The sequence below is a fragment of the Citrobacter sp. Cpo109 genome (assembly GCF_030332565.1).
Lineage (GTDB): Bacteria > Pseudomonadota > Gammaproteobacteria > Enterobacterales > Enterobacteriaceae > Citrobacter > Citrobacter portucalensis.
Map to the genome: position 1 here is coordinate 50,325 of NZ_JAOWHQ010000042.1, position 23,754 is coordinate 74,078.

The window sequence follows — 23,754 nt, forward strand, 5'->3', positions numbered from 1 at the left end:
TGATGGCAAGAATTTGCTATCACAACACGATTTTTAAGGGCATGTCGCTTGCAGATTGCCAACAATTTGCCGATACAGATTTTTATAGTAAGCCTTGAAGTAATCTTCCTGCCAGCAAGGAGTCCGCTGGTAAAGACACGAACTCTGCTTAGAAGGTGTCACAATGAACGATTCACTAAGAGCGCAATGTATTGCTGAGTTTTTGGGTACCGGACTATTTTTGTTTTTTGGTATTGGGTGCCTGAGCGCCCTGAAGGTCGCGGGTGCCAGTTTGGGATTGTGGGAGATCTGCATCATATGGGGCTTGGGGATCTCGCTTGCAGTTTACCTGACAGCCGGGATTTCTGGGGCCCATCTCAACCCCGCGATTACCATCGCACTTTGGTTGTTTGCCTGTTTTCCGGGGCGTAAAGTACTGCCTTATTCTGTCGCTCAGATAGCGGGTGCCTTTGGTGGCGCTATGCTGGCCTATTTGTTGTACGGCAGCTTATTTATTGAGTATGAATCAGCCCACCAAATGGTACGCGGCAGTCTGGAAAGCCTGCAACTTGCCAGCATTTTTAGTACGTATCCTGCCGCCGCACTGAGTGTCTGGCAGGCCGCACTGGTCGAAGTGGTGATTACCTCCATTCTGATGGGGATGATTATGGCGCTAACGGACGACGGTAACGGTGTTCCCAAAGGCCCGTTAGCACCACTGCTGATTGGTATTCTGGTTGCTGTTATCGGCGCATCAACCGGTCCACTTACCGGCTTTGCGATGAACCCGGCACGTGATTTTGGTCCTAAATTGTTTGCCTGGATGGCCGGGTGGGGTGATGTTGCGATGACAGGTGGGCGTGATATCCCATATTTTATTGTGCCGATTGTGGCTCCCATCATCGGCGCCTGTGCGGGCGCAGCAATTTATCGTTATTTTATTGGCAAAAATTTACCGTGTAATTCGTGTAAGTTGGAGGAAAACGAGAGCTAGCTTCACGAAAGATGTTTATTATTGAAAGGTAAAAACTGTTTTCGTGATCCGGTTTCCTGAACGGCTTAAAAAGTCTCCCAACAATGGGAGACTTTTGTTATGTTCAATGCTGACTTTCATCAGCGCGCCGGATCGCGAGATGAAAATGAATGTGTGAATAATATGTTTTATTTATAACAATAAATTAACTGAGAGGTTTTATCATGATTTCTGCGAGTGCCCTGAACTCAGAACTCATTAATAAAATCGCACAGGATTTTGCACAGGCCACCAGTCTGGCTGTTGTGGTTGTCAATATTCACGGTGATGAAATTTCTGAGCTTTTTAATTTCACTCCTTTTTGCCAGTTGATGCGCCAGCATCCTCAGCATAGTACGCGTTGTCGTATGAGCGACCGCTGTGGAGGGTTGGAAGCCTCTAAATCCGATCAACCCTGCATTTATCGCTGCCATGCCGGGCTTACCGATTTCTCAATTCCGCTGGTCATCGCGGGACACCTGGTAGGGTTCGTGCTTTGTGGACAAGTACGCTTAAGTAACGATGTAGGCCTCGTTGATATTCTGAACGTCGATGACCGCTGGCAAGCCGATCCCGAACTGGTAAACGAGTTCCGTAATGTACCTGAAATGGACTATTCTCGAGTCATTGCTTCAGCGGATTTACTCAAGCTCATCGTCGAAAATTGCCTTAAGAAACAACTTAATTTTGTTGTTATCAAAGATAACCCGCAGCAGTCAGAGCCGGTACGCGCTAACCGTAGTACCAACCCTCATGACAGTAAAATGAAAAAAGCCCTGCGCTATATTGATGCACATTTATCAGACGATCTGCGTCTGGAAGATGTTGCCTCTCATGTTTTCCTTAGCCCGTACTATTTCAGCAAATTGTTCAAAAAATATCAGGGTATTGGTTTTAACGCATGGGTAAACCAGCAAAGAATGGCCAGTGCCAAAGAGCTGCTTTGTCACAGTGACTGGAGCATAGCCAGCATTGCGCGTAATTTAGGCTTTTCGCAAACAAGTTATTTTTGCAAAGTTTTCCGCCAGACCTATCAGGTTACGCCGCAGGCATTTCGCCAGCAAATAAATGTCATTTCACGCGGTGAATCCGCTTAAATAGCAATATTTTGCTATTGCCGATTTTTGATATCGGGTGCTATGTCAGTCATTATAAAATGAAATGTGACAACAGCAGTCAATAAATTGTCATAGCGCAACAAAATAATGGTATTAGAGGGATAAACTGCACCAGTTTTTATTTTTGTGATGAGATACAGTGTCTGCGCGAATGACTTTCTTTATTCTTAGCTGATACTTTCATTCAAAAAGTGAACGTATGAATAAGTGGGTTAAGGCCAGAAAATTGGCTGAATGAACTCGGAAAGATATTAAATTGAATTATTGTCATGAGGTTGTGAAATTACCTCATAACAGAGAGCTTAATTAACCAGGCTCTTGAACTGACAGGTTTGCCACATTTGTGGTAGGGAAGGGGGTGAGAATCCCCCGCAGCCCCCGCTGCTGTGATGCTGACGACCCCGTATGGACCACTGATCGCAAGATTGGGAAGGACGGGTGAGGATGACGCTAAGCCAGAAGACCTGCCTGTCAGTGACTACCAACAACTTCGGTGGGAAGTGGGTGGTTCAGATGCATACAGTCGAGAGACTGGGTATCTCTACACCCCTACCACCCTGAACAGGATCAGGGTATGGCGGCCAATTTTCACGCATTTGTTCTTGCAGGTACCGGAAGCGGCTGTGGTAAAACCACGGTGACGCTGGGCTTGTTGAGCTTGTTGAAAAAACGCGGTTTGCGCGTCCAGCCTTGCAAAGTAGGTCCTGATTACCTTGATACCGGCTGGCATACAGCGGTATGCGGTACCGCTTCCCGCAATCTTGATAGCTTCATGCTTCCCGTCCCCACGCTGAACGCTCTATTCAACGAGCAGATGCAACATGCGGATATTGCCGTTATTGAAGGTGTGATGGGGCTGTATGACGGCTATGGTACCGACCCAAACTACTGCAGCACCGCCGCGATGGCTAAACAGTTAGGCTGTCCGATCATCTTACTGGTTGATGGTAAAGCCGTTTCCACTTCAATCGCCGCAACGGTAATGGGGTTTCAGCATTTTGATCCCACCCTGAACATCGCCGGGGTTATTGTTAATCGGGTTAACAGCGAAACGCATTACCAGTTACTGAAAGTCGCAATCGAACGTTACTGCGATGTACCCGTCTTGGGCTACGTACCCCGTATGGAGGGCGTTGCCCTTCCCGAACGTCATCTGGGTTTAGTAACCGCACGTGAGTCGGTTATCAATCAGCAACCGTGGCAGGCTTTTGCCGCGACACTGGAGCAAACCCTTGATATTGACGCGCTGCTGACATTAAGCCAGTCAACCAATCTTCCTGCTGGCGAATGGCCAACGCTGCCCGCCGCAGACGCCGGAGCAGGGCTAACGGTTGCAATTGCCGATGACGAAGCCTTCAACTTCTACTACCCGGATAACATTACGCTGCTGGAACGTACGGGGCTAAATATTGTTCGTTTTAGCCCGTTGCACGACACCTGTTTGCCGGACTGTCAGATGATTTGGTTAGGTGGCGGATATCCTGAGCTACACGCTGCGGCGCTGGCTCGCAATGTCTCGATGCTGAATCAACTGCGAGAGGCACATCAACGTGGCGTCGCGATTTATGCAGAGTGCGGGGGGCTGATGTATCTCGGCAGTTCGCTTGAGGACAGCAACGGCGATACCTGGCTGATGGCGGATATCATTCCCGGCCACAGCAAAATGGGGAAACGTCTGACCCGATTTGGCTACTGCGAAGCGCAGGCCGCGCAGCAAACATTGTTAGCTGCAGAAGGTGAAGTGCTGCGCGGACATGAATTCCACTACTCTGATTTTACTCCTGAAACGCCAGCGGTGATGAACTGTCGCAAAGTGCGCGATGGTAAAACGCTGCAAGCCTGGTCCGGCGGCTGGCAGGTCGGAAACACCTTCGCCAGCTATCTACACGTTCATTTTGCTCAACGTCCGCAGATGCTTAACCATTGGCTGGCAGCCGCGAGGAGTGCGCTATGACGATCCTTGCGTGGTGTGTTGCCTGGCTGCTTGATTTTATCATCGGCGATCCGCAGAACTGGCCGCATCCGGTGCGCTGGATTGGCAATCTGATTTCTGCCGTGCAGCGAATTGTTCGGCGTTACTGTCATAGCGACCGTGCGCTGCGCATTGGCGGTGCGGTGATGTGGATTGTGGTGGTTGGTCTGACCTGGGCTGTGTCCTGGGGCGTGCTGGCACTGGCAGAATCTGTTCATCCCTGGTTGGGTTGGGTGGTAGAGGTATGGATGATCTTTACCGTGCTGGCCGGGCGCTGCCTGGCAAAGGCCGCGCAGGATGTCGAACGTCCGCTGCGGGCCGGTGACCTTGCTCAGAGTCGGGAAAAATTGTCATGGATTGTGGGGCGTGACACCTCACAACTGCAACCGCAGCAGATCAATCGCGCGGTGGTGGAAACCGTGGCTGAAAACACCGTAGACGGCATTATCGCGCCGTTGTTCTTTCTCCTCCTCGGCGGTGCGCCCCTGGCGATGGCCTACAAAGCGGTAAACACCCTTGACTCCATGGTGGGCTACAAACATGAAAAATACCGCGCTATTGGTATGGTCAGCGCGCGTCTGGACGATGTTGCGAACTTTATTCCTGCAAGACTGAGCTGGCTGTTGCTGGGCGTGGCGGCATTTTTATGCCGTAAAGACGGCTCGCGAGCTTTACAGATTGGCTGGCGCGATCGCTACAACCACAGCAGCCCAAACTGTGCGTGGTCAGAGGCATCCGTAGCCGGGGCATTAGGCATTCGTCTGGGTGGTCCTAATGACTACTTTGGCGAGCGCGTTGAGAAACCGTGGATCGGTGATGCTCAACGCGACATTTCGGTAGACGACATTTCCCATACGATTCGACTGATGTGGGTGGCATCGACGCTGGCACTGGCGCTGTTTATTGCGCTGCGGTGGCTGTGGGTCGGTGTAGCCTGAGGACAACATAATGCAATATATCCAGCAACCCCAGGCGATTGAAGCCAAAAGTTTCGACATTATTGGCGAGATCATCCGTGAAACGCGTCCGGACTATCAGTTTGCCAGTCCGTTACATGAAGCCATTATCAAGCGTGTTATTCACACGACGGCAGATTTTGACTGGCTGGACATTCTGTGGTTTTCCCGTGATGTGCTGGAGCAGTTTTGTGCTGCGCTTAGCCGTTCGAGCGTGATTTATACCGACACCACGATGGCGCTTTCCGGGATCAATAAAACGCTGCTGGCAAAATTCGGCGGTGAATGCCGCTGCTACATCAGCGACCCGCGGGTTGTGCGTACGGCAAAAGAGCAGGGTATTACCCGGTCCATGGCGGCCGTTGACATTGCGGTGAAGGAAGAGGGGGAAAAGCTGTTTGTCTTTGGCAACGCGCCGACTGCGCTGTTCCGCCTGCTTGAGCATGATGTTGCCGTCAGCGGTGTGGTGGGTGTACCGGTCGGGTTCGTTGGTGCTGAAGAGTCGAAAGATGCCCTGACCCAAAGCAATTTGCCCGCCATTGCAGCGTTAGGCCGCAAAGGGGGAAGCAATGTCGCCGCCGCTATCGTCAACGCCATGCTTTATCACATGCAGGGGGCGCGATGAGCGAGGCCTTCGATACGCCGGTGTGGCACAACGGTAAAGCGCTGCGTAAAGGATATACCACGGGATCGTGCGCCACGGCAGCGGCAAAAGTTGCCGCGTTGATGGTATTGCGCCAACACCTCATCCATCAGGTTTCCATCGTGACGCCTTCCGGGGTGACGCTGTGCCTGAGCGTGGAGTCACCGCATATCGAAGGGCAGCAGGCAATAGCGGCCATCCGCAAAGACGGTGGAGATGATGTGGACGCCACCCACGGCATGCTGATTTTTGCCCGCGTGACGTTAGACGATAGTGGCGTGATTGCCTTACAGGGCGGTGAAGGGGTCGGTACGGTAACCCGCAAAGGGATTGGCCTGCCGGTGGGCAGTTCGGCGATTAACCGTACACCTCGCCAGACCATTGAATCTGCCGTCCGCGAAGCGATTGGCCCAAATCGTGGGGCGCAGATTGAAATCTTCGCGCCAGAAGGCGAAGAACGGGCGCAAAAAACCTACAACTCGCGCCTTGGCATTTTGGGCGGCATTTCGATTATTGGCACCACGGGTATTGTCACGCCGATGTCGGAAGAGAGCTGGAAGCGTTCACTGTCGCTGGAGCTGGAAATTAAGCGGGCGGCGGGGCTGGAGCGTGTCGTACTGGTGCCTGGAAACCACGGCGAGCGTTTTGTTCGCGAGCAGATGGGTATCGACACCCAGGTTGTGGTCACCATGAGCAACTTTGTCGGTTACATGATTGAAGAAGCCGTACGTCTGGGGTTCCGGCAAATCGTGCTGGTGGGGCACCCCGGTAAGCTCGTCAAAATCGCGGCGGGGATCTTCCACACTCATAGCCATATTGCCGATGCCCGCATGGAAACGCTGGTGGCCCACCTCGCGCTACTTGGCGCACCGCTGGAACTGCTGACGCTGGTCAGCGACTGCGATACCACCGAGGCGGCGATGGAACACATCGACGCATACGGTTTTCAGCACATTTATAACCACCTGGCTAAGCGCATCTGTATGCGTGTCCTGCAAACGCTGCGCTTTACCAAAAATCCCCCGACCTGCGACGCTATCATGTTTTCTTTTGATAATCAGGTGCTTGGCAGTAATCGCCCGGTCGCAGAGATTGCTGAGGAGATGCAATGTTAACCGTTGTAGGGATGGGGCCAGCCGGTTTGCATTTGATGACGCCTGCGGCGCGTGAAGCGGTCGCGACGGCGGATGTTCTGGTCGGTGGAAAGCGGCATTTGCAGCAATTCCCGGATTTTGCCGGTGAACAGTTTGCTCTTGGCGCCAATATCCCGGAACTCCTGAGCTGGATTAGTGCGCACCAGGAGAAGCATGTTGTGGTACTGGCGTCTGGCGACCCGCTGTTTTACGGCATCGGGACGCGCATGGTGGCGCATTTTGGCATTGAGAACGTGCGGATAATTCCCGGTATTAGCGCGGTGCAGTACCTGTGCGCGCAGTCCGGTATTGATATGAACGATATGTGGCTGACCAGTAGCCATGGCCGCAGCGTCTGTTTCGACGAGCTGGCGCGGCATAACAAGGTGGCGATGGTGACTGATGCGCTGTGTGGCCCGCGTGAAATCGCACAGCAGCTCATTGCCCGAGGCAAGGGGCATCGCTGGATGGTGATTGGCGAAAACCTGGCGATGGAAAACGAACAGATCCATTTCCTGCCTGTGCGTGAAGTTAACGCTGACTATGACATGAATGCAGTGGTGATCCTTGATGAAAGATGAGCTGTTTCTGCGTGGAGAGAAAGTGCCGATGACTAAAGAAGCGGTACGCGCACTTGCCCTCTCAAAACTTGAATTACACCGCGCCAGTCACCTGATTGATATTGGTGCCGGAACCGGCAGTGTGTCGATAGAGGCGGCGTTGCAATATCCCGGATTACGTGTAACGGCCATCGAACGTAACCCGGCGGCGCTTAGGTTGCTGGATGAAAACCGCCAGCATTTTGCCTGCGCAAATATCGATATTTTTCCCGGTGTTGCACCCATGACCATCACGGAAAAAGCCGATGCCATCTTCATGGGCGGCAGCGGCGGCCATTTGACCGAACTGATTGACTGGTCGATGCGCCAATTGCATCCCGCAGGGCGTTTGGTGATGACGTTTATCCTCCAGGAAAACCTCAACACCGCGCTGGCACATCTGGACCATCTTGGCGTACAGGGAGTGGATTGCCTGCAGTTACAGGTTTCCTCGCTTGCCACGCTTGGCAGTGGTCACTATTTCAAACCGAATAACCCCGTATTTGTTATCGCCTGTCAGAAGGAAGGAAACCATGTCTGAGATTTTTGATCCCCGTAGCGTGTGGTTTGTTGGCGCAGGTCCTGGCGATCGCGAGCTGATTACCCTCAAAGGTTACCGGTTGCTGCAGCAGGCGCAGGTTGTTATCTACGCCGGATCGCTGATTAACACTGAACTGCTGGAGTATTGCCCTGCCGGTGCTGAATGTCACGACAGCGCTGAACTGCATCTGGAGCAGATCCTTGATCTGATGGAAGCTGGAGTGAAAGCGGGCAAGACCGTTGTGCGCCTGCAAACCGGCGATGTCTCGTTGTACGGTTCCGTACGCGAGCAGGGTGAGGAGCTGACCAAACGCGGGATTGACTGGCAGGTGGTGCCTGGCGTCAGCGCGTTCCTCGGCGCGGCGGCGGAGCTGGGTGTGGAGTACACCGTACCTGAAGTTTCACAGAGTCTGATCATTACGCGCCTGGAAGGCCGCACCCCGGTACCGGAACGTGAACAGTTGGAGTCTTTTGCCAGTCACCAGACATCTATGGCGATTTATCTTTCCGTCCAGCGCATTCATCGGGTGGCTGAGCGTCTGATTGAAGGCGGCTATCCGGCGACCACGCCCGTGGCGGTGATCTATAAAGCGACCTGGCCGGAAAGCCAGACTGTGCGCGGGACCCTGGCGGATATTGGCGACAAGGTTCGCGATGCGGGCATCCGTAAAACGGCCCTTATTCTGGTCGGTAATTTCCTGGGCTCGGAGTATCACTACTCCAAACTCTATGCGGCGGACTTTAGCCATGAATACCGTAAAGCCTGAGTCAATTGCGCTTTTTTGCCTGACTCCTGGTGGCGTTGTGCTGGCGAAACGTCTGGCAGCCATGCTGCCGGTTACCTGTTTTACCAGTGAAAAGCTGCTGGAGGAGGGGTTTATTCCCTTTGAAAACGGTTTTGCGAATACCGCCCGCGAAGCGTTTACGAATTACTCGGCGCTGATTTTTATCGGTGCGACCGGCATTGCGGTCCGCGTACTGGCCCCGCTGGTCAATGACAAATTCTGCGATCCGGCAGTGGTGGTCATTGATGAACGTGCCCAGCATGTCATCAGCCTGCTCTCCGGCCACGCGGGCGGTGCCAATGCGTTGGCGCGTTATCTGGCGGGCATGTTGGGCGCTGACCCGGTTATCACTACCGCGACGGATGTGAACGATATGGCGGCACTGGATACGCTGGCATTTCAACTGAATGCCCGGATGAGTGATTTCCGTTCGGCGGTGAAGATCGTGAATCAGATGCTGGTCAGCAATAAACGGGTTGGTCTGTGGTGGGATGACGAACTGACGCAGGATGTCAGCCATTGCGACCGGCGCGGATTTATTACGGTTACCGATCTTAACCAGCTCCCTGAACTGGATGCGTTGGTGTGCATCACCTTACGCACCAATTTACCTGACCTGCCTGTTCCGCACTGGAAGTTGGTGCCACAGCGGGTTGTGGCCGGAATTGGCTGTCGCCGTGATACGCCGTTCCCTCTGCTGGCTGCGCTGCTTGCCCGGCAACTTGAAGCTCAACAGCTCGATCCGTTGGCGCTAAAAGCGATTGGCAGCATCACGCTGAAAAAAGATGAACAGGGACTTATCCAACTGGCTTCGTGCTGTCGCGTTCCTTTCGAAACCTTTACCGCTGACGCGCTGCGTGAGCATGAGCACCGTTTTCCGGCCTCATCGTTTGTTCGCAAAACGGTAGGTACAGGAAGCGTTTCCGGTCCTGCAGCCTGGCTGTTGAGCCACGGAAAACTGTTAGGCGAGACCCTGCGAGAACAGGGCGTCACCATCACTTTGGGAGTTTCACACTGATGTTAAGCGTAATTGGAATTGGCCCTGGCTCGCAGGCAATGATGACCATGGAAGCCGTTGAAGCACTGCAGGCAGCGGAAATCATCGTTGGCTATAAAACCTACACCCATCTGGTAAAAGCGTTCACGGGTGACAAGCAGGTGATCAAAACCGGAATGTGCAAAGAGATTGAACGCTGCCAGGCGGCGATCGAACTGGCACAGGCGGGTCATAACGTGGCGCTGATCAGTAGCGGTGACGCGGGGATTTACGGTATGGCCGGGCTGGTGCTCGAACTGGTCAGCAAGCAAAAGCTGGATGTTGAGGTCAGGCTAATACCTGGCATGACCGCTAGTATTGCCGCGGCCTCTTTGCTGGGCGCGCCGCTGATGCACGACTTCTGCCACATCAGCTTAAGCGATCTGTTAACGCCATGGCCGGTTATTGAAAAACGCATCGTTGCCGCCGGTGAGGCAGACTTTGTTATCTGTTTCTACAACCCGCGCAGTCGGGGTCGCGAAGGTCATCTGGCGCGCGCATTTGAGCTGCTTTCCGCCAGCAAAAGCGCGCAAACGCCGGTTGGTATTGTGAAGTCTGCCGGACGTAAAAAGCAGGAAAAATGGTTAACCACGCTCGGTGAAATGGATTTCGAACCGGTTGATATGACCAGCCTTGTGATCGTGGGTAACAAAACAACCTATGTTCAGGACGGCCTGATGATCACGCCACGAGGTTATGTGCTGTGAATTACGGTGATGTGCTGGTCATGGGCGGTACGAGCGATGCGCGCATGCTGTGCCAGCAACTGGATGCGGCAAACGTGGCCTACACCCTGTCAGTTGCAACCCCAACAGGGAAACAACTGGCGGGAGACATCAAAGGCCTGGTGCGCTGCGGGCGTCTGGAGCGCGAACAAATGATTGCCTGGCTACAGGAAAATCGGACGCGCTGGGTGATCGATGCCTCGCATCCGTACGCCGAGGTGGTGAGCCGCAACATCATGAGCGCCTGCGAAGCGGCGGGCGTACTGCTAAGCCGCTACCAGCGCCCTGAGCAGTTGAGTGGGTTAACTCACCCGCACCTGTATACCGTACAAAGCATTCCGCAAGCCTGTGAGGTGGCGCGACGCTTCGGCGATCGTGTGCTGCTGACGACCGGCAGTAAAGATCTGGCCATCTGGCGCGAAGGGTTGCCTGAAAAAACGCTGCTGGCGCGCGTTCTGCCTGTACCTGAGGTCATTCAGCAATGCGCGGATCTGGGATTTGGCGTCGGTGAAATCTTCGCACTGTGCGGGCCGTTTAGCGCCGAGTTCAATGCCGCGTTTTATCGCCAGTGTCAGGCTGATGTGGTGATCTCTAAGGCTTCAGGCGCTGAAGGTGGTTATCAGGAAAAAGTTCAACCCTGTCTGGATGCCGGTATCCCCTGCATCGTGATTACACGTCCGGCACCGTTGGTGACGGGAGAAGAGTTACTGGAAAGTCAGGCCGCCTTTGGGGCGCGTTTAACGCGCTGGCTGGCCGCTGCTTAAGGAGTTAGAGATGAAAAAGGCGCTTCTGGTGGTCAGCTTTGGCACCAGCTATCACGACACCTGCGAGAAAAATATTGTGGCCTGTGAGCGCGATCTCGCAGCCAGTTGCCCCGACCGCGACCTGTTCCGGGCGTTTACCTCCGGGATGATAATCCGCAAGCTCAAGCAGCGCGACGGCATTGATATCGATACGCCGCTGCAGGCGCTGCAAAAGCTGGCGGAGCAGGGGTATCAGGATGTGGCTATTCAGTCGCTGCACATTATCAATGGCGACGAATACGAAAAAATTGTCCGCGAAGTGCAAAGTATGCGTCCGCTGTTTTCACGCCTGACGCTGGGTGTACCGCTGCTGAGCAGCCATGAAGATTACGCCCAGCTGATGCTGGCGCTGCAACAGCAGATGCCGACGCTTGGCGAAAATGAAAAAGTGGTGTTTATGGGGCACGGCGCCAGCCACCATGCTTTTGCCGCCTATGCCTGTCTCGACCACATGATGACGGCGCAGCGCTTTCCCGCGCGGGTTGGGGCGGTTGAAAGCTATCCGGAAGTGGGTGTGTTGATTGAAAGTTTATCTCAGGAAGGGGTGACGGCGGTGCATCTGATGCCGCTGATGTTAGTCGCTGGCGACCATGCCATCAACGATATGGCCTCCGACGAAGATGATTCCTGGAAAACGTTGTTCAATGCAGCAGGGATCCCGGCTACGCCGTGGCTTAGTGGTCTGGGTGAGAACCCGGCGGTTCGCGCCATGTTCGTGGCACATTTACAGCAGGCGCTTAATGTGGCGCTGGAGGAAGCTGCATGAGCGGAAAACTGTACGCATTAAGCACCGGGCCAGGTGCTTCCGACCTGATTACCGTGCGTGCGGCACGCACGCTGGGCGCGCTGGATATTCTCTATGCGCCTGCCGGGCGTAAAGGCGGCGACAGTCTGGCATTGTCGATTGTACGTGAGTATATCGGCGAGCAGACCGAAGTCCGCTGCTGCCATTTTCCCATGAGTGCCGACAGCGCTGAAAAAGAGGCCGTCTGGGATGAAGTTGCTGCCGCGCTGGTTCAGGAAGTCGAAGCCGGTAAGCTGGTGGGGTTTATTACTCTCGGCGATGCGATGCTGTTCAGCACCTGGGTCTTTTTACTTCAGCGTATTGGTTGTCCTGACTGGCTGGAAATCGTTCCTGGCGTCACGTCTTTCGCCGCGATTGCCGCGCGTTCCAAAACGCCGCTCGCTATGGAGCAGCAGTCACTGGCGGTGGTCTCCTGTACCGCACCGGAAGCGGAAATCCAGCAAGCATTAAAACAGCATGACAGTCTGGTGTTGATGAAAGTGTACGGTCGTTTTGCGCGTATCAAAGCGCTGCTGCAACAAGAGGGTTTGTTGGACTGCGCATTAATGATGTCTGAAGCCACGCTGCCGGGTGAACAGTGCTGGCGTCATCTCGATGAGGTGAGCGACGATCAGCCGCTGCCTTATTTCTCGACCATTCTGGTCAATAAACAGTGGGAGTATGCACAATGAAGCTTGAACAACAGCTAAAACAGCTGTCTTTCAGCGGGTTGGCTGCGGCGCTATTACTGATGATTGTTCCTGAACAAGCGTTCGCCATGCACATCATGGAAGGTTTCTTGCCGCCAATGTGGGCGCTGGCCTGGTGGCTGCTGTTTTTACCCTGCCTTTGGTACGGGCTGGTACGTTTGCGCCAAATCGTGCAAGAGGATAACCACCAGAAGGTTTTGCTGGCCCTGTGTGGCGCCTTTATTTTTGTGCTGTCGGCGCTGAAAATTCCTTCTGTTACCGGAAGCTGCTCACATCCTACCGGTGTAGGCCTGGCGGTTATCCTGTTTGGACCGGGCGTGGTAGCCATCCTTGGAGCGATTGTTCTGCTGTTCCAGGCTCTGCTGTTGGCACACGGTGGTTTAACGACGCTCGGCGCGAACGGCATGTCGATGGCGGTAATTGGCCCGGTAGTGGGTTACATGGTGTGGAAAATGGCCTGCCGCGCAGGGCTGCGTCGTGATGTCTGCGTCTTCCTGTGTGCGATGCTGGCGGATCTCGTCACCTATTTTGTGACCTCGGTACAGCTGGGCGTTGCGTTCCCGGATCCCTCTGCTGGTGCTACCGGCTCAATCATTAAGTTCATGGGGATTTTCTGCCTGACGCAGATCCCAATTGCGATTGCGGAAGGGTTACTTACCGTGCTGATTTACGATCAGCTAACCAAACGCCAGTTGATAACCGCACAAGGGCATTAACGATGAAAAAGACGCTGATTATATTGGGCATGGTAGTGGCGCTGGTGATCCTGCCGTTCTTTATCAACCACGGTGGGGAATACGGCGGTTCAGATGGTGAGGCGGAAAGCCAGATTCAGGCTATTGCCCCGCATTATGAGCCCTGGTTCCAGCCGTTGTATGAACCCGCAAGCGGTGAAATTGAAAGTCTGCTGTTTACACTCCAGGGATCGCTGGGCGCAGCTGTGATTTTCTATATCCTGGGTTACACCAAGGGTAGGCAACGCCGTGATGACCGGGCTTGACAGGCTTAGCTATCAAAGCCGTTGGGTTCATGTCTCGCCGGTGCGGAAATTTCTGCTCTGGCTGGTGATGATGATTCTGGCGTTTACTCTGCCCCCATTGGGGCAGGGTATTGAGCTTTTACTTATTGCCGCGCTGAGCTGCTGGCTGCTGCGTATTTCCTTCTGGCGCTGGTGCCGTTGGATGGCATTACCGTTTGGTTTTCTCACGGTTGGCGTGGTGACCATTTTGTTTAGCATCAGCCGCGATCCACAGACGCTGTTGGCCAGCATACCTGTGGGAAGTTATTGGTTGGGGATCAGCGCACCAGGTCTCGTAACCGCCAATGAAACCTTCTGGCGCAGCCTTGCCGCGCTGGCGGCAACTTTCTGGCTGGTGCTGAATCTGCCGTTTCCGCAATTAATTATCTTACTCAAACGCGCGCATGTTCCTCGCCTGCTAACTGAGCAGATCCTGCTGACCTGGCGGTTTATTTTTATCCTGTTAGACGAGGCGCTGGCTATTCATCGCGCACAAACGCTGCGTTTTGGTTATCGTAGCTTGCCGTTGGGCTACCGCTCTCTGGCAATGCTGGTGGGATTGCTGTTTACCCGCGTGTTGATCCGCTACCAGCAAATGACCACCACACTGGATATCAAACTGTATCAGGGTGATTTTCACCTGTAAGGAAAAGTATGCTTGCCACCTCAGCGCTTTGGTTTCGCTATCAGGATGACCCGATCCTCAAAGGGCTAACGCTGGATTTTTCGACGCATGCCGTCACCGGACTGGTAGGGGCTAATGGCTGCGGGAAATCCACGCTGTTTATGAACCTGAGTGGCTTATTGCGCCCACAGCAAGGCGCGGTGATGTGGCAGGGCAAACCGCTGGATTACAGCAAGCGCGGCCTGCTGGCGCTGCGTCAACAGGTGGCAACGGTATTTCAGGACCCCGATCAGCAAATCTTTTATACCGATATCGACAGCGATATCGCCTTTAGCCTGCGCAATCTTGGGGTGGATGAGGCTGAAATCGCTCGCCGCGTGGAAGATGCGCTTACGCTGGTCGACGCCCAGCATTTTCGCCATCAGCCCATTCAGTGTTTAAGCCATGGGCAAAAAAAACGCGTAGCGATTGCCGGGGCGTTGGTGTTGCAGGCGCAGTATTTGCTGCTGGATGAACCTACTGCGGGCCTCGACCCATCAGGTCGCACGCAGATGATTGAGATTATCAAACGCATCGTAGCGCAAGGAAATCACGTCGTAATTTCCAGCCATGATATCGATCTTATCTATGAAGTCAGCGATGCGGTGTACGTTTTACGCCGGGGCGAAGTACTCACGCACGGCGCGCCAGGCGACGTGTTCGCCCAGACTGAACTGATTGAACAAGCGGGATTAACTCAGCCCTGGCTGGTGAAGCTGCATACAGAGCTGGGCTTCCCGCTGTGTAAAACAGAGGCTGAATTTTTTAGCTGTATGCGAGAGAACGCACTGAAGGAGGCGTCATGACGCAGGCAATAATGTTGCAGGGAACGGCATCTGATGTGGGTAAAAGCGTATTGGTCGCCGGGCTGTGTCGTATTTTTTATCAGGATGGACTGCATACCGCGCCGTTCAAATCGCAGAACATGGCGCTGAACTCTGGCATTACGCCAGAGGGAAAAGAAATGGGCCGCGCGCAAATTTTTCAGGCTGAAGCCGCAGGTATTACGCCAGATGTGCGTATGAACCCGGTGCTGCTTAAACCGACCAGCGATCGAAAAGCGCAGGTGGTGCTGATGGGCAAAGTGGCGACCGATATGGACGCGGTGAGTTACCACGAGTACAAGCCACGTCTGCGGGAACAGATCCTGTCAGTTTATAACAGCCTGGCGCAGGAGTTTGATGTGCTGGTGCTGGAAGGTGCGGGGAGCCCGGCAGAGATTAACCTGCGCGATCGCGATATCGTCAATATGGGTATGGCAGAGATGGCTCAGTGCCCTGTCGTTTTGGTGGCGGATATCGATCGTGGCGGAGTGTTTGCTTCCATTTACGGCACGCTGGCGCTGTTGCACGATCACGAACGCGCGCGGGTAAAAGGGGTGATCATCAATAAGTTTCGCGGTGATGTGACGCTGCTGCACTCTGGTATCGAGCAAATTGAAGCGCTGACCGGTGTTCCGGTACTGGGCGTGATGCCATGGCTGGATGTTGATCTGGAAGATGAAGATGGCGTTGCGCTGCAAAAGGGCAAGTATTTGCGCACTGACAAACGCGACATCGACATCGCCGTTGTTCAAATTCCACACATATCTAACTTTACTGATTTTAATGCGCTTGCTGCGCAGCCGGATGTGCGCGTGCGCTATGTTCGTCAGCCTGAAGAGTTGGCGGGGGCCGATCTGGTGATTTTGCCGGGTAGTAAAAATACCCTTGGCGATCTGGTGTGGCTGCGTGAAAGTGGGATGGCACATGGCGTCGTGCAATTACATCGTAATAACGTACCGGTGGTGGGGATTTGCGGCGGCTATCAAATGCTCGGTGACACCATCATTGATGAAGTAGAGTCGGGACTCGGTACGCTGCCGGGGCTGGGCTTGCTCAATACAGTCACCCATTTTGCCCAGCACAAAACCACGACCCTGGTTGAGGGAAAAATGTCCTCATCGCTGCCTGACTGGTTGGCGGGCACGGCGGGGTTATCCGTTCGCGGTTATGAAATTCATATGGGCGAAACAGCATTAACCGATGAATGCCGGTCGGTGATGACGTTGCACAAAGACGGCGGCAACGTTGCTGACGGCGCGGTCACTCCGGATGGCCTGGCGTTCGGCACCTATCTTCACGGTCTTTTCGACAGCGATGATTTCACCCGAGCGTTGATCAATGGCCTGCGAGAACGTAAAGGGTTAGCTCCGCTGGATTCCACCTTCCATTACGCGCAATATAAATCGCAGCAGTTTGATCTGCTGGCGGATGCGATGCGGCAACACATCGATATTGAGAAAATTTATACCATCATGCAGCAACACCGGGAGCCAGTATGATGATTCTGGTTACTGGCGGCGCGCGAAGCGGTAAGAGTCGGCATGCGGAAGCGCTGATCGCTGATTCCCCAAACGTTTTGTATATTGCGACTTCGCAGATTTTTGATGAGGAGATGGCTGCGCGAATTCAGCATCATCGCGATGGACGTCCTGCGCACTGGCGGACAGCCGAACGTTGGCAACATCTTGATGAACTGATCACGGACATGAACGATCCTCAGGAAGCTATTCTGCTGGAATGCATCACCACGATGGTGACCAACTTGCTGTTTGCGCTGGGCCGTGAAAGCGATCCGGACAGCTGGGATTACGCGGCGATGGAGCAGTCTATCGAAGGTGAAATCCGTTCGCTGATCGCAGCCTGTCAGCGCTGCCCGGCAAAGATCGTGTTGGTCACAAACGAAGTGGGAATGGGGATTGTGCCGGAGAACCGTCTGGCGCGGCATTTTCGTGATATTGCAGGACGCGTGAACCAGCGACTGGCGGCGGCAGCGGATGAGGTCTGGCTGGTGGTATCAGGAATTGGAGTCAAAATTAAATGAGTAAGTTGTTCTGGGCAATGCTCTCTTTTATCAGTCGCTTGCCCGTTCCTGCTCGCTGGTCGCAAGGACTGGATTTCGAGCATTATTCCCGCGGTATTGTGATGTTTCCCCTGATTGGCGTCGTGTTGGGAGGGCTGACGGGGCTGGTCTTTATGGCGCTCCAGCCCTGGTGCGGTATTCCGTTGGCGGCCCTTTTTGCGGTGCTGACGCTGGCGTTGCTGACCGGGGGATTTCATCTGGATGGTCTGGCGGATACCTGTGACGGCATTTTTTCGGCGCGCCGACGCGAGCGGATGCTGGAAATCATGCGCGACAGTCGTCTGGGCACCCACGGTGGACTGGCGTTAATTTTCGTTTTACTGGCGAAGGTGCTGGTGGTGAGTGAACTGGCTTTGCGTGGCACGCCGATGCTGGCCGCGCTGGCAGCTGCATGTGTCGCCGGGCGAGGAACGGCGGTGTTGCTGATGTATCGGCATCGCTATGCCCGCGAAGAAGGGCTGGGCAACGTTTTTATTGGCAAAGTCACCGGGCGTCAAACCTGCGTTACGTTGGGATTAGCGGCGATCCTTGCCGCTGTGCTACTTCCCGGCATGCGCGGCGTGGCAGCGCTAGTTGTCACAATAGTGGCGATTTTTATTCTTGGGCAGTTATTAAAACGCACGTTGGGTGGGCAAACCGGCGATACGCTGGGCGCTGCCATTGAACTTGGCGAGTTGATTTTCTTGCTGGCTCTGCTCTGAGTCAGCCCACATACTGGAACCCTTATGCAGACTTTAACCTCTTTACTCCGCACGATCCCATCACCCGACAGTGCCGCGATGCTGCGCGCGCAGCAGCATATCGACGGCTTGCTTAAGCCGCCGGGAAGTTTGGGGCGACTCGAATCTCTCGCCGTACAATTGGCCGGGATGCCTGGCCTGAAGGGTGTGCCGCATGTGAATGGCAAAGCGATGCTGGTGATGTGCGCCGATCACGGTGTGTGGGATGAAGGGGTTGCCGTTTCGCCTAAAGTTGTCACGGCTATTCAGGCTGCCAATATGACGCGTGGAACGACCGGCGTCTGCGTCCTGGCCGCTCAGGCGGGGGCGAAGGTCCATGTGATAGATGTTGGGATTGATGCTGAACCTATTCCCGGTGTGGTGAATATGCGTGTGGCACGCGGCTGTGGCAATATAGCCGAAGGTCCAGCAATGAGCCGTTCGCAGGCAGAAGAGCTGTTGCTGGAAGTCATCCGCTATACCCATGAACTGGCAAAAGACGGCGTAACGCTGTTTGGTGTCGGTGAGCTTGGTATGGCAAATACCACACCTGCGGCGGCCATTGTCAGTGTGCTGACCGGCAGTGATGCTGAGGAAGTCGTGGGTATTGGCGCTAACCTTCCTCTTTCTCGGGTGGGGAATAAGGTAGACGTTGTGCGCCGGGCAATTGCCGTCAATCAACCGGATCGCCTTGACGGTGTCGATGTGCTGGCTAAGGTTGGCGGGTTTGATCTTGTCGGTATGGCGGGGGTGATGCTTGGTGCGGCCTCCTGTGGCCTGCCGGTCGTGCTGGATGGTTTTCTTTCGTATTCTGCTGCTCTGGCGGCCAGCCAGATTGCACCGCAGATTAAACCCTACCTAATCCCGTCACACTTCTCCGCTGAGAAGGGTGCCCGCACCGCGCTGGCGCATCTTGAATTAGATCCTTATCTGAATATGGGGATGCGTTTAGGTGAAGGTAGCGGGGCCGCGCTGGCGATGCCGATTATTGAAGCTGCCTGCGCTATGTACAAAAATATGGGGCAGTTAGCCGCCAGCAATATTGTGCTTCCAGATGGTAAGGAAGCGTAGTTACCGCTCAACCTGAACCTCGCCTGATGGCGAGGTTTTTTTATGCGCAGATATGTCGTAACCCACTAAAACAGATAATAAAAGCTATACTTAACGGATATCTGTTGCGACGAAGGAAAGGAAAAAGATGCGTCGTGTAAAACTGCTTTGTTCACTCATTATGCTGCTTGCGAGTCAGGGCGCACAGGCGGTGAGTTATCCGCTGCCGCCAGAGGGGAGTCGCCTGGTGGGTAGTCCTTTGACTATTACGGTTCCACCAGGAAACACCAAGCCGCTGGAGGCATTTGCCGCTCAGTACGGGCAGGGGTTGAGCAATATGCTTGAAGCCAATCCGGGCGTCGATGTTTTTCTGCCTAAATCGGGTTCAACGCTGGTTGTGCCGCAGCAACTGATACTTCCGGATACCGTGCGCGAGGGGATTGTCATCAACGTCGCCGAGATGCGGCTTTACTATTATCCTGCTGGCAGCAATACGGTTGAGGTTTTACCCATTGGCATTGGTCAGGCGGGTAGAGAAACGCCGCGTAACTGGGTGACGGCGGTCGAACGTAAGCAGGAAGCACCAAGCTGGACGCCGACGCCAAATACCCGACGTGAATACGCCGCTCGCGGTGAAAGCTTGCCGGCTTTTGTTCCTGCCGGGCCAGAAAATCCGATGGGCCTGTATGCAATTTATATTGGCAGGCTTTATGCCATTCACGGGACAAATGCCAATTTCGGTATTGGTTTGCGGGTAAGTCAGGGGTGCATCCGTTTGCGGAATGATGACATCAAGTACCTGTTTGATACGGTGCCTGTAGGGACGCGTGTACAATTAATTGACCGACCGGTGAAATACAGCGAAGAGCCGGACGGTAGTCGCTGGGTGGAAGTACATGAGCCGCTGTCACGAAACCGTTCGGAATACGAGTCTGACAGAAAGGTGCCTTTACCAGTCACTCCCGCTTTGCGCACCTTTATCAGCGGGAATGACGTGGATGTGAGCCGCGGGAGCCAGGCACTGGAAAGACGTTCCGGTATGCCGGTGAACATCAACCTGGTACAGAAGCATTATTAATTTTCAGGGCGACTTTGTTGACCTTCAGGTCGGATGGGTCGCTTTTTTAATTTGATACTGCCCCATTTTTACCACGCCAATATGGTCAGCCATTAGTTGGGCTTCGTGTTCACTGTGGGTAACCAACAGCGCCGTTTGCCCGGCGGCGCGCAAAATATCCCGTACCTCGTTGCCAAGACGCTCACGTGTGCGCTTATCCAGGCTGGAGAAGGGTTCATCCAGCAACAGGATTTCCGGATGTGGCGCCAACGCGCGCGCAAGTGCGATACGCTGTTGTTGCCCGCCGGAAAGCTCATGCGGATAGCGGTTGGCATGGCTGTGTAACTCCACCATTTTCAACAGCTCAGTCACTCTGGCCTGTTGTTCCTCACGCGGCATGCGACGCAATCCAAAGGCCACATTTTGCTGCGCGGTCAGATGGGGGAATAACGCATACTCCTGGAAGACCATGCCGACATGACGTTTTTCCGGTGGCAGATGAACGCCGGGACCGGCAACACGTCGCTGTGACACATAGATCTCTCCGTTTTGCAGGCGTTCAAATCCGGCAACTGCGCGTAGTACCGTGGTTTTTCCGCAGCCTGAAGCACCCAGCAGACAGGCAATTTCACCTTTACGTACCGACATTGAAAATCCGCTCAGTACCGATTGCTGGCTGTTGCCATAAGCAACGTGTACATCCTCGAGTCGTAATGCAATTTCTGACATTGTTGCTCTCTTAACCACGGCGAGTCATTTGGTGACGCACCAACAAAATAACCGGTAGCGTGCCAGCTAAAACAATCATTAGCGCGGCGATAGCACCTTCTTCATAGGTTCCACGTGCGGCTTCCGCATACAGTAACGTTGCCAGCGTTTCAAAATTGACCGGGCGCAAAAGCAACGTTGTTGGCAGCTCTTTCATGGCATCAGCAAAAACCAGCAGGGCACTGCTGACTAATGCCGGGCGCAGCAGGGGAAAATGGACTCGTGCAAACGTCCCCGCACCATTCTCGCCCAACAGACGAGACGCCTGTTCCAGCGAAGGTGGAATGCGGCCCAGACCAGAATCCAGCGCGCCAATGGCAATCGCCTGGAATCGCATGGCACAACAAATTACCAGCAGGATCCCTGCGGACATCAGCGGCAGGCCGCGAACATCCAGTAAATCGGCCAGCCAGCGGTCGACAGCCATGGCGGGGGGTAAAAAACCAATCGCCAGAATTGTGCCGGGAACCGCATAGCCTAAAGAGGCCAGACGCATCACGCCGCGACGAAATCCCGGCATGGCGTTGTCTGCAGCGCTATGGCGCGCGCTCCAGGCCACCAGCATACTGACACAAACCACCACCAGCGTGGTTCCCGCTGCCAGCGATAGCGTATTTTGCAATGCTGACAGTAACGAAGAGGAAAGGGGGTTCTCATCGCCTATGCGTTTGGCGCTTTCCCACAGTAAAAACAGTACCGGTGCCAGAAAACCCAGTACAACCGGCAGTGAAATAACGCCACCGAGCAGCCAACCGCGCCAGCCCTGCACGCGCGAAGGTTGAATTTCCCGCAGGCTGCGGCTGCTGAATCCTTGTTTTCTGCGACCATAAAATTCCAGTGTCAGAATCAGGAATATAAACATCAGCATCATGCAGGCAATTTGCGCCGCAGCAGATAAATCAGAACGCGAGATCCATGTGGTGTACACGGTAACGGTTAACGTCTGTACCCCGAGAAACTCCGATGCGCCAATATCGTTGAGCGTTTCCAGCAGTGCCAGGCTGATCCCAACGGCCAGTGCCGGACGGGCCATGGGCAAAGCAACACGAAAAAAGGTTCCGGTTGCGCTGCATCCCAGCGTGCGTGCGGCTTCCAGTAAATGGGCTGGCTGGCTGATAAACATAGCGCGGGTTGTCAGATACACGTATGGGTAAAGCACTAATCCGAGCAGGATGATTGCGCCGGAAAGTGAGCGTAAATCTGGCAGCCGGAACTGTCTTGGGCTGTCAAAGCCCAGTAAAAAACGGATAAAGGTTTGCAGGGGGCCAATCGGATGCAGCAGATCGAGCCACGCAAAGGCCACAATGTAGGTTGGCATTGCCAGCGGCAACAGTAACGCCCAGCTAAGAATTTTACGTCCAGGAAAATCCCATGCCGTTACCGCCCATGCGCTGCCTACGCCAATCACGCCGACCATCACCGCGACACCGGCTAATAACAGCACGGTATTTTTTAGTGCGGCAGGCAGTACATACGTCAGGAGATTATCCCAGTGAGATAAATCGGCCTGGGTAGCCTGCCAAATCAGCGCAATGATCGGTGTCAGAACGCCAAGCGCTACGCACAGCGCGCCAAGATGTAGCGGCGTTAATAATGACTGCGGCCCGGAAACCAGGCCGCGTAACGTCGGAAACTGCAGAGGTTTATTGATCGAATCCAACTTTATCTACCAGCAGACTAGCTTGTTTACGATATTTAACGATTTCGGTTAACGGCGTTTTATCGACGTTGATTTCACCAATAGTTGCGCTGATAACCGGATCAAGCGTCACGCCTTTCAGTACCGGGTATTCGAAGTTCGCTTTCGCATACTGCTGCTGGGCAGGTGCGGAAACCAGATATTCCATCAGCTTAACGGCATCGGCTTTATTTGGCGCATAGCGGGCTACAGCTGCGCCACTGATGTTGACGTGTGTACCGCCATTTTCAAAGGTGGGTTTAACGACTTTAATCGCATCGCCCCACTGACGTGCATCACTGCCTTCTTTGGCGTTTTTCATATGGCCGACGTAATAGGAGTTGGCGAGACCAATATCGCAAATTCCGCCGAGAATATCGCGAGCAACATCGCGGTCGCCACCGGTAGCTTTACGCGCCAGGTTAGCTTTCACACCGCGCAGCCATTCTTCGGTCTTTGCTTCACCGTGATGAGCAATCATTGCGGCGATCAGCGCCGTGTTATACGGGTGCTGTCCGGAACGAATACAGACTTTACCTTTGTACTCAGGGCTGGCGAGTTGTTCGTAATGCCAGTTATCGATTGGCAGTGACTTCTCGGCATACAGCACGCGGGCACGCATCGACAGCGCAAACCACTGATTATCTGCGCCGCGCAGATTAGCCGGAATAGCGGTTTTCAGTGCTTCTGACTCTACTGGCTGAGTTACACCCGCTTCCACTAAATCAATGAGGTTACCGGCATCGACGGTCATCAGCAGGTCGGCAGGTGAATTTTTACCTTCAGCTTTAACGCGCTCAAGCATACCGTCCTTGATATAGACCGTACTGACTTTGATGCCGCTGGTTTTGGTCCAGCTATCAAGCAAAGGCTGGATCAGACCCGGTTCACGGGTGGTATAGAGCGTTAACGTTTCCTGAGCGAAAGCCGGTAGGCTAACAGAGAAGACCAGGGCAGAGGCAAGTGTGATACGGCGCAGTCCGGCGCGAGGCAGAGAATTCATCGTTTATATCCCAGAGTAATTGGAACGTACAGTGAACCGAGCGGGGGCTCGTTCCTTTGGCTCGCGTACAATAAATGATAATCACTAGCACTTACAAT

At 54.1% G+C, this 23,754-nt stretch carries 26 protein-coding genes and 1 riboswitch; of the genes, 23 read left to right on the forward strand and 3 right to left on the reverse strand.

What is annotated here, in order from left to right:
• The first annotated feature begins 163 nt into the window (after positions 1–163).
• From pduF to ldtA, 23 genes are all read left to right on the forward strand, one after another.
• Complete coding sequence (gene pduF, locus OGY71_RS01545; protein WP_003030258.1) at positions 164–973, forward strand: propanediol diffusion facilitator PduF; 810 nt, start codon at positions 164–166, stop codon at positions 971–973.
• Positions 974–1,176: 203 nt separating this feature from the next.
• A complete protein-coding gene (gene pocR / locus OGY71_RS01550; RefSeq protein WP_003834122.1) occupies positions 1,177–2,088 on the forward strand; it encodes a transcriptional regulator PocR in 912 nt (303 codons plus the stop codon).
• 332 nt (positions 2,089–2,420) lie between these two features.
• Positions 2,421–2,595: riboswitch (cobalamin riboswitch) on the forward strand.
• An 88-nt stretch (positions 2,596–2,683) separates the two neighbouring features.
• On the forward strand, positions 2,684–4,063 hold the full coding sequence (locus OGY71_RS01555) for a cobyrinic acid a,c-diamide synthase CobB (protein ID WP_003834119.1): 1,380 nt from the start codon (positions 2,684–2,686) through the stop codon (positions 4,061–4,063).
• Entirely contained in the window at positions 4,060–5,019 is a 960-nt protein-coding gene (gene cbiB / locus OGY71_RS01560) for an adenosylcobinamide-phosphate synthase CbiB (protein ID WP_003834117.1), read from the forward strand. The genes OGY71_RS01555 and cbiB overlap by 4 nt, the downstream gene beginning before the upstream one ends.
• 10 nt (positions 5,020–5,029) lie before the next feature.
• Positions 5,030–5,662 (forward strand): cobalt-precorrin-8 methylmutase, encoded by a 633-nt coding sequence (locus OGY71_RS01565; RefSeq protein ID WP_003834115.1) that lies wholly within the window; start codon positions 5,030–5,032, stop codon positions 5,660–5,662.
• Positions 5,659–6,795, forward strand: a complete 1,137-nt coding sequence (gene cbiD, locus OGY71_RS01570; protein ID WP_003834113.1) for a cobalt-precorrin-5B (C(1))-methyltransferase CbiD — start codon at positions 5,659–5,661, stop codon at positions 6,793–6,795. The genes OGY71_RS01565 and cbiD overlap by 4 nt, the downstream gene beginning before the upstream one ends.
• The gene (locus tag OGY71_RS01575) at positions 6,789–7,394 is read left to right on the forward strand and encodes a cobalt-precorrin-7 (C(5))-methyltransferase (RefSeq protein WP_003834111.1); all 606 of its coding nucleotides are present in this window, start codon (positions 6,789–6,791) and stop codon (positions 7,392–7,394) included. The genes cbiD and OGY71_RS01575 overlap by 7 nt, the downstream gene beginning before the upstream one ends.
• Complete coding sequence (locus OGY71_RS01580) at positions 7,384–7,953, forward strand: decarboxylating cobalt-precorrin-6B (C(15))-methyltransferase (protein WP_003834109.1); 570 nt, start codon at positions 7,384–7,386, stop codon at positions 7,951–7,953. Before OGY71_RS01575 ends, OGY71_RS01580 begins: the two co-directional genes overlap by 11 nt.
• Positions 7,946–8,719 (forward strand): cobalt-precorrin-4 methyltransferase, encoded by a 774-nt coding sequence (locus OGY71_RS01585; protein WP_003030275.1) that lies wholly within the window; start codon positions 7,946–7,948, stop codon positions 8,717–8,719. The genes OGY71_RS01580 and OGY71_RS01585 overlap by 8 nt, the downstream gene beginning before the upstream one ends.
• Positions 8,700–9,755 (forward strand): cobalt-precorrin 5A hydrolase, encoded by a 1,056-nt coding sequence (gene cbiG / locus OGY71_RS01590; protein ID WP_003834107.1) that lies wholly within the window; start codon positions 8,700–8,702, stop codon positions 9,753–9,755. Before OGY71_RS01585 ends, cbiG begins: the two co-directional genes overlap by 20 nt.
• Entirely contained in the window at positions 9,755–10,480 is a 726-nt protein-coding gene (locus OGY71_RS01595; RefSeq protein WP_003030278.1) for a precorrin-3B C(17)-methyltransferase, read from the forward strand. Before cbiG ends, OGY71_RS01595 begins: the two co-directional genes overlap by 1 nt.
• On the forward strand, positions 10,477–11,262 hold the full coding sequence (locus tag OGY71_RS01600; RefSeq protein WP_191222413.1) for a cobalt-precorrin-6A reductase: 786 nt from the start codon (positions 10,477–10,479) through the stop codon (positions 11,260–11,262). Before OGY71_RS01595 ends, OGY71_RS01600 begins: the two co-directional genes overlap by 4 nt.
• Before the next feature lie 10 nt (positions 11,263–11,272).
• Positions 11,273–12,067 carry a sirohydrochlorin cobaltochelatase gene (cbiK, locus tag OGY71_RS01605; RefSeq protein ID WP_191222414.1) on the forward strand — a complete coding sequence of 265 codons (795 nt, stop codon included), beginning with the start codon at positions 11,273–11,275 and terminating at the stop codon, positions 12,065–12,067.
• Positions 12,064–12,777: a cobalt-factor II C(20)-methyltransferase gene (locus OGY71_RS01610; protein WP_191222415.1), complete on the forward strand. Its 714-nt coding sequence runs from the start codon at positions 12,064–12,066 to the stop codon at positions 12,775–12,777. Before cbiK ends, OGY71_RS01610 begins: the two co-directional genes overlap by 4 nt.
• The gene (cbiM, locus tag OGY71_RS01615; protein ID WP_003834098.1) at positions 12,774–13,511 is read left to right on the forward strand and encodes a cobalt ECF transporter S component CbiM; all 738 of its coding nucleotides are present in this window, start codon (positions 12,774–12,776) and stop codon (positions 13,509–13,511) included. The genes OGY71_RS01610 and cbiM overlap by 4 nt, the downstream gene beginning before the upstream one ends.
• A gap of 2 nt (positions 13,512–13,513) precedes the next feature.
• Positions 13,514–13,795, forward strand: a complete 282-nt coding sequence (locus tag OGY71_RS01620; protein ID WP_003030289.1) for an energy-coupling factor ABC transporter substrate-binding protein — start codon at positions 13,514–13,516, stop codon at positions 13,793–13,795.
• Complete coding sequence (locus OGY71_RS01625; RefSeq protein ID WP_003834087.1) at positions 13,782–14,459, forward strand: energy-coupling factor ABC transporter transmembrane protein; 678 nt, start codon at positions 13,782–13,784, stop codon at positions 14,457–14,459. Before OGY71_RS01620 ends, OGY71_RS01625 begins: the two co-directional genes overlap by 14 nt.
• 8 nt (positions 14,460–14,467) lie before the next feature.
• Positions 14,468–15,283, forward strand: a complete 816-nt coding sequence (locus tag OGY71_RS01630; protein WP_191222416.1) for an energy-coupling factor ABC transporter ATP-binding protein — start codon at positions 14,468–14,470, stop codon at positions 15,281–15,283.
• Positions 15,280–16,800: a cobyric acid synthase gene (locus OGY71_RS01635; protein ID WP_003834085.1), complete on the forward strand. Its 1,521-nt coding sequence runs from the start codon at positions 15,280–15,282 to the stop codon at positions 16,798–16,800. The genes OGY71_RS01630 and OGY71_RS01635 overlap by 4 nt, the downstream gene beginning before the upstream one ends.
• Positions 16,797–17,342, forward strand: coding sequence for a bifunctional adenosylcobinamide kinase/adenosylcobinamide-phosphate guanylyltransferase (gene cobU / locus OGY71_RS01640; protein ID WP_191222417.1), 546 nt, complete (start codon positions 16,797–16,799; stop codon positions 17,340–17,342). The genes OGY71_RS01635 and cobU overlap by 4 nt, the downstream gene beginning before the upstream one ends.
• Entirely contained in the window at positions 17,339–18,082 is a 744-nt protein-coding gene (gene cobS, locus OGY71_RS01645) for an adenosylcobinamide-GDP ribazoletransferase (RefSeq protein ID WP_003834082.1), read from the forward strand. Before cobU ends, cobS begins: the two co-directional genes overlap by 4 nt.
• Positions 18,083–18,106: 24 nt before the next feature.
• Positions 18,107–19,171: a nicotinate-nucleotide--dimethylbenzimidazole phosphoribosyltransferase gene (gene cobT, locus OGY71_RS01650; RefSeq protein WP_003834080.1), complete on the forward strand. Its 1,065-nt coding sequence runs from the start codon at positions 18,107–18,109 to the stop codon at positions 19,169–19,171.
• A 127-nt stretch (positions 19,172–19,298) separates the two neighbouring features.
• Positions 19,299–20,228 carry a L,D-transpeptidase gene (gene ldtA / locus OGY71_RS01655; protein ID WP_164562638.1) on the forward strand — a complete coding sequence of 310 codons (930 nt, stop codon included), beginning with the start codon at positions 19,299–19,301 and terminating at the stop codon, positions 20,226–20,228.
• Positions 20,229–20,252: 24 nt separating this feature from the next.
• On the opposite strand, the gene OGY71_RS01660 is transcribed toward ldtA, so the two are convergent.
• From OGY71_RS01660 to OGY71_RS01670, 3 genes are read right to left on the reverse strand one after another with little or no spacing between them, the layout of a single operon-like run.
• On the reverse strand, positions 20,253–20,936 hold the full coding sequence (locus tag OGY71_RS01660; protein WP_191222418.1) for an ABC transporter ATP-binding protein: 684 nt from the start codon (positions 20,934–20,936) through the stop codon (positions 20,253–20,255).
• A gap of 10 nt (positions 20,937–20,946) precedes the next feature.
• On the reverse strand, positions 20,947–22,635 hold the full coding sequence (locus OGY71_RS01665; RefSeq protein WP_125112520.1) for an ABC transporter permease: 1,689 nt from the start codon (positions 22,633–22,635) through the stop codon (positions 20,947–20,949).
• Complete coding sequence (locus OGY71_RS01670; RefSeq protein WP_148361817.1) at positions 22,619–23,656, reverse strand: extracellular solute-binding protein; 1,038 nt, start codon at positions 23,654–23,656, stop codon at positions 22,619–22,621. The genes OGY71_RS01665 and OGY71_RS01670 overlap by 17 nt, the downstream gene beginning before the upstream one ends.
• Between the last annotated feature and the right edge of the window lie 98 nt (positions 23,657–23,754).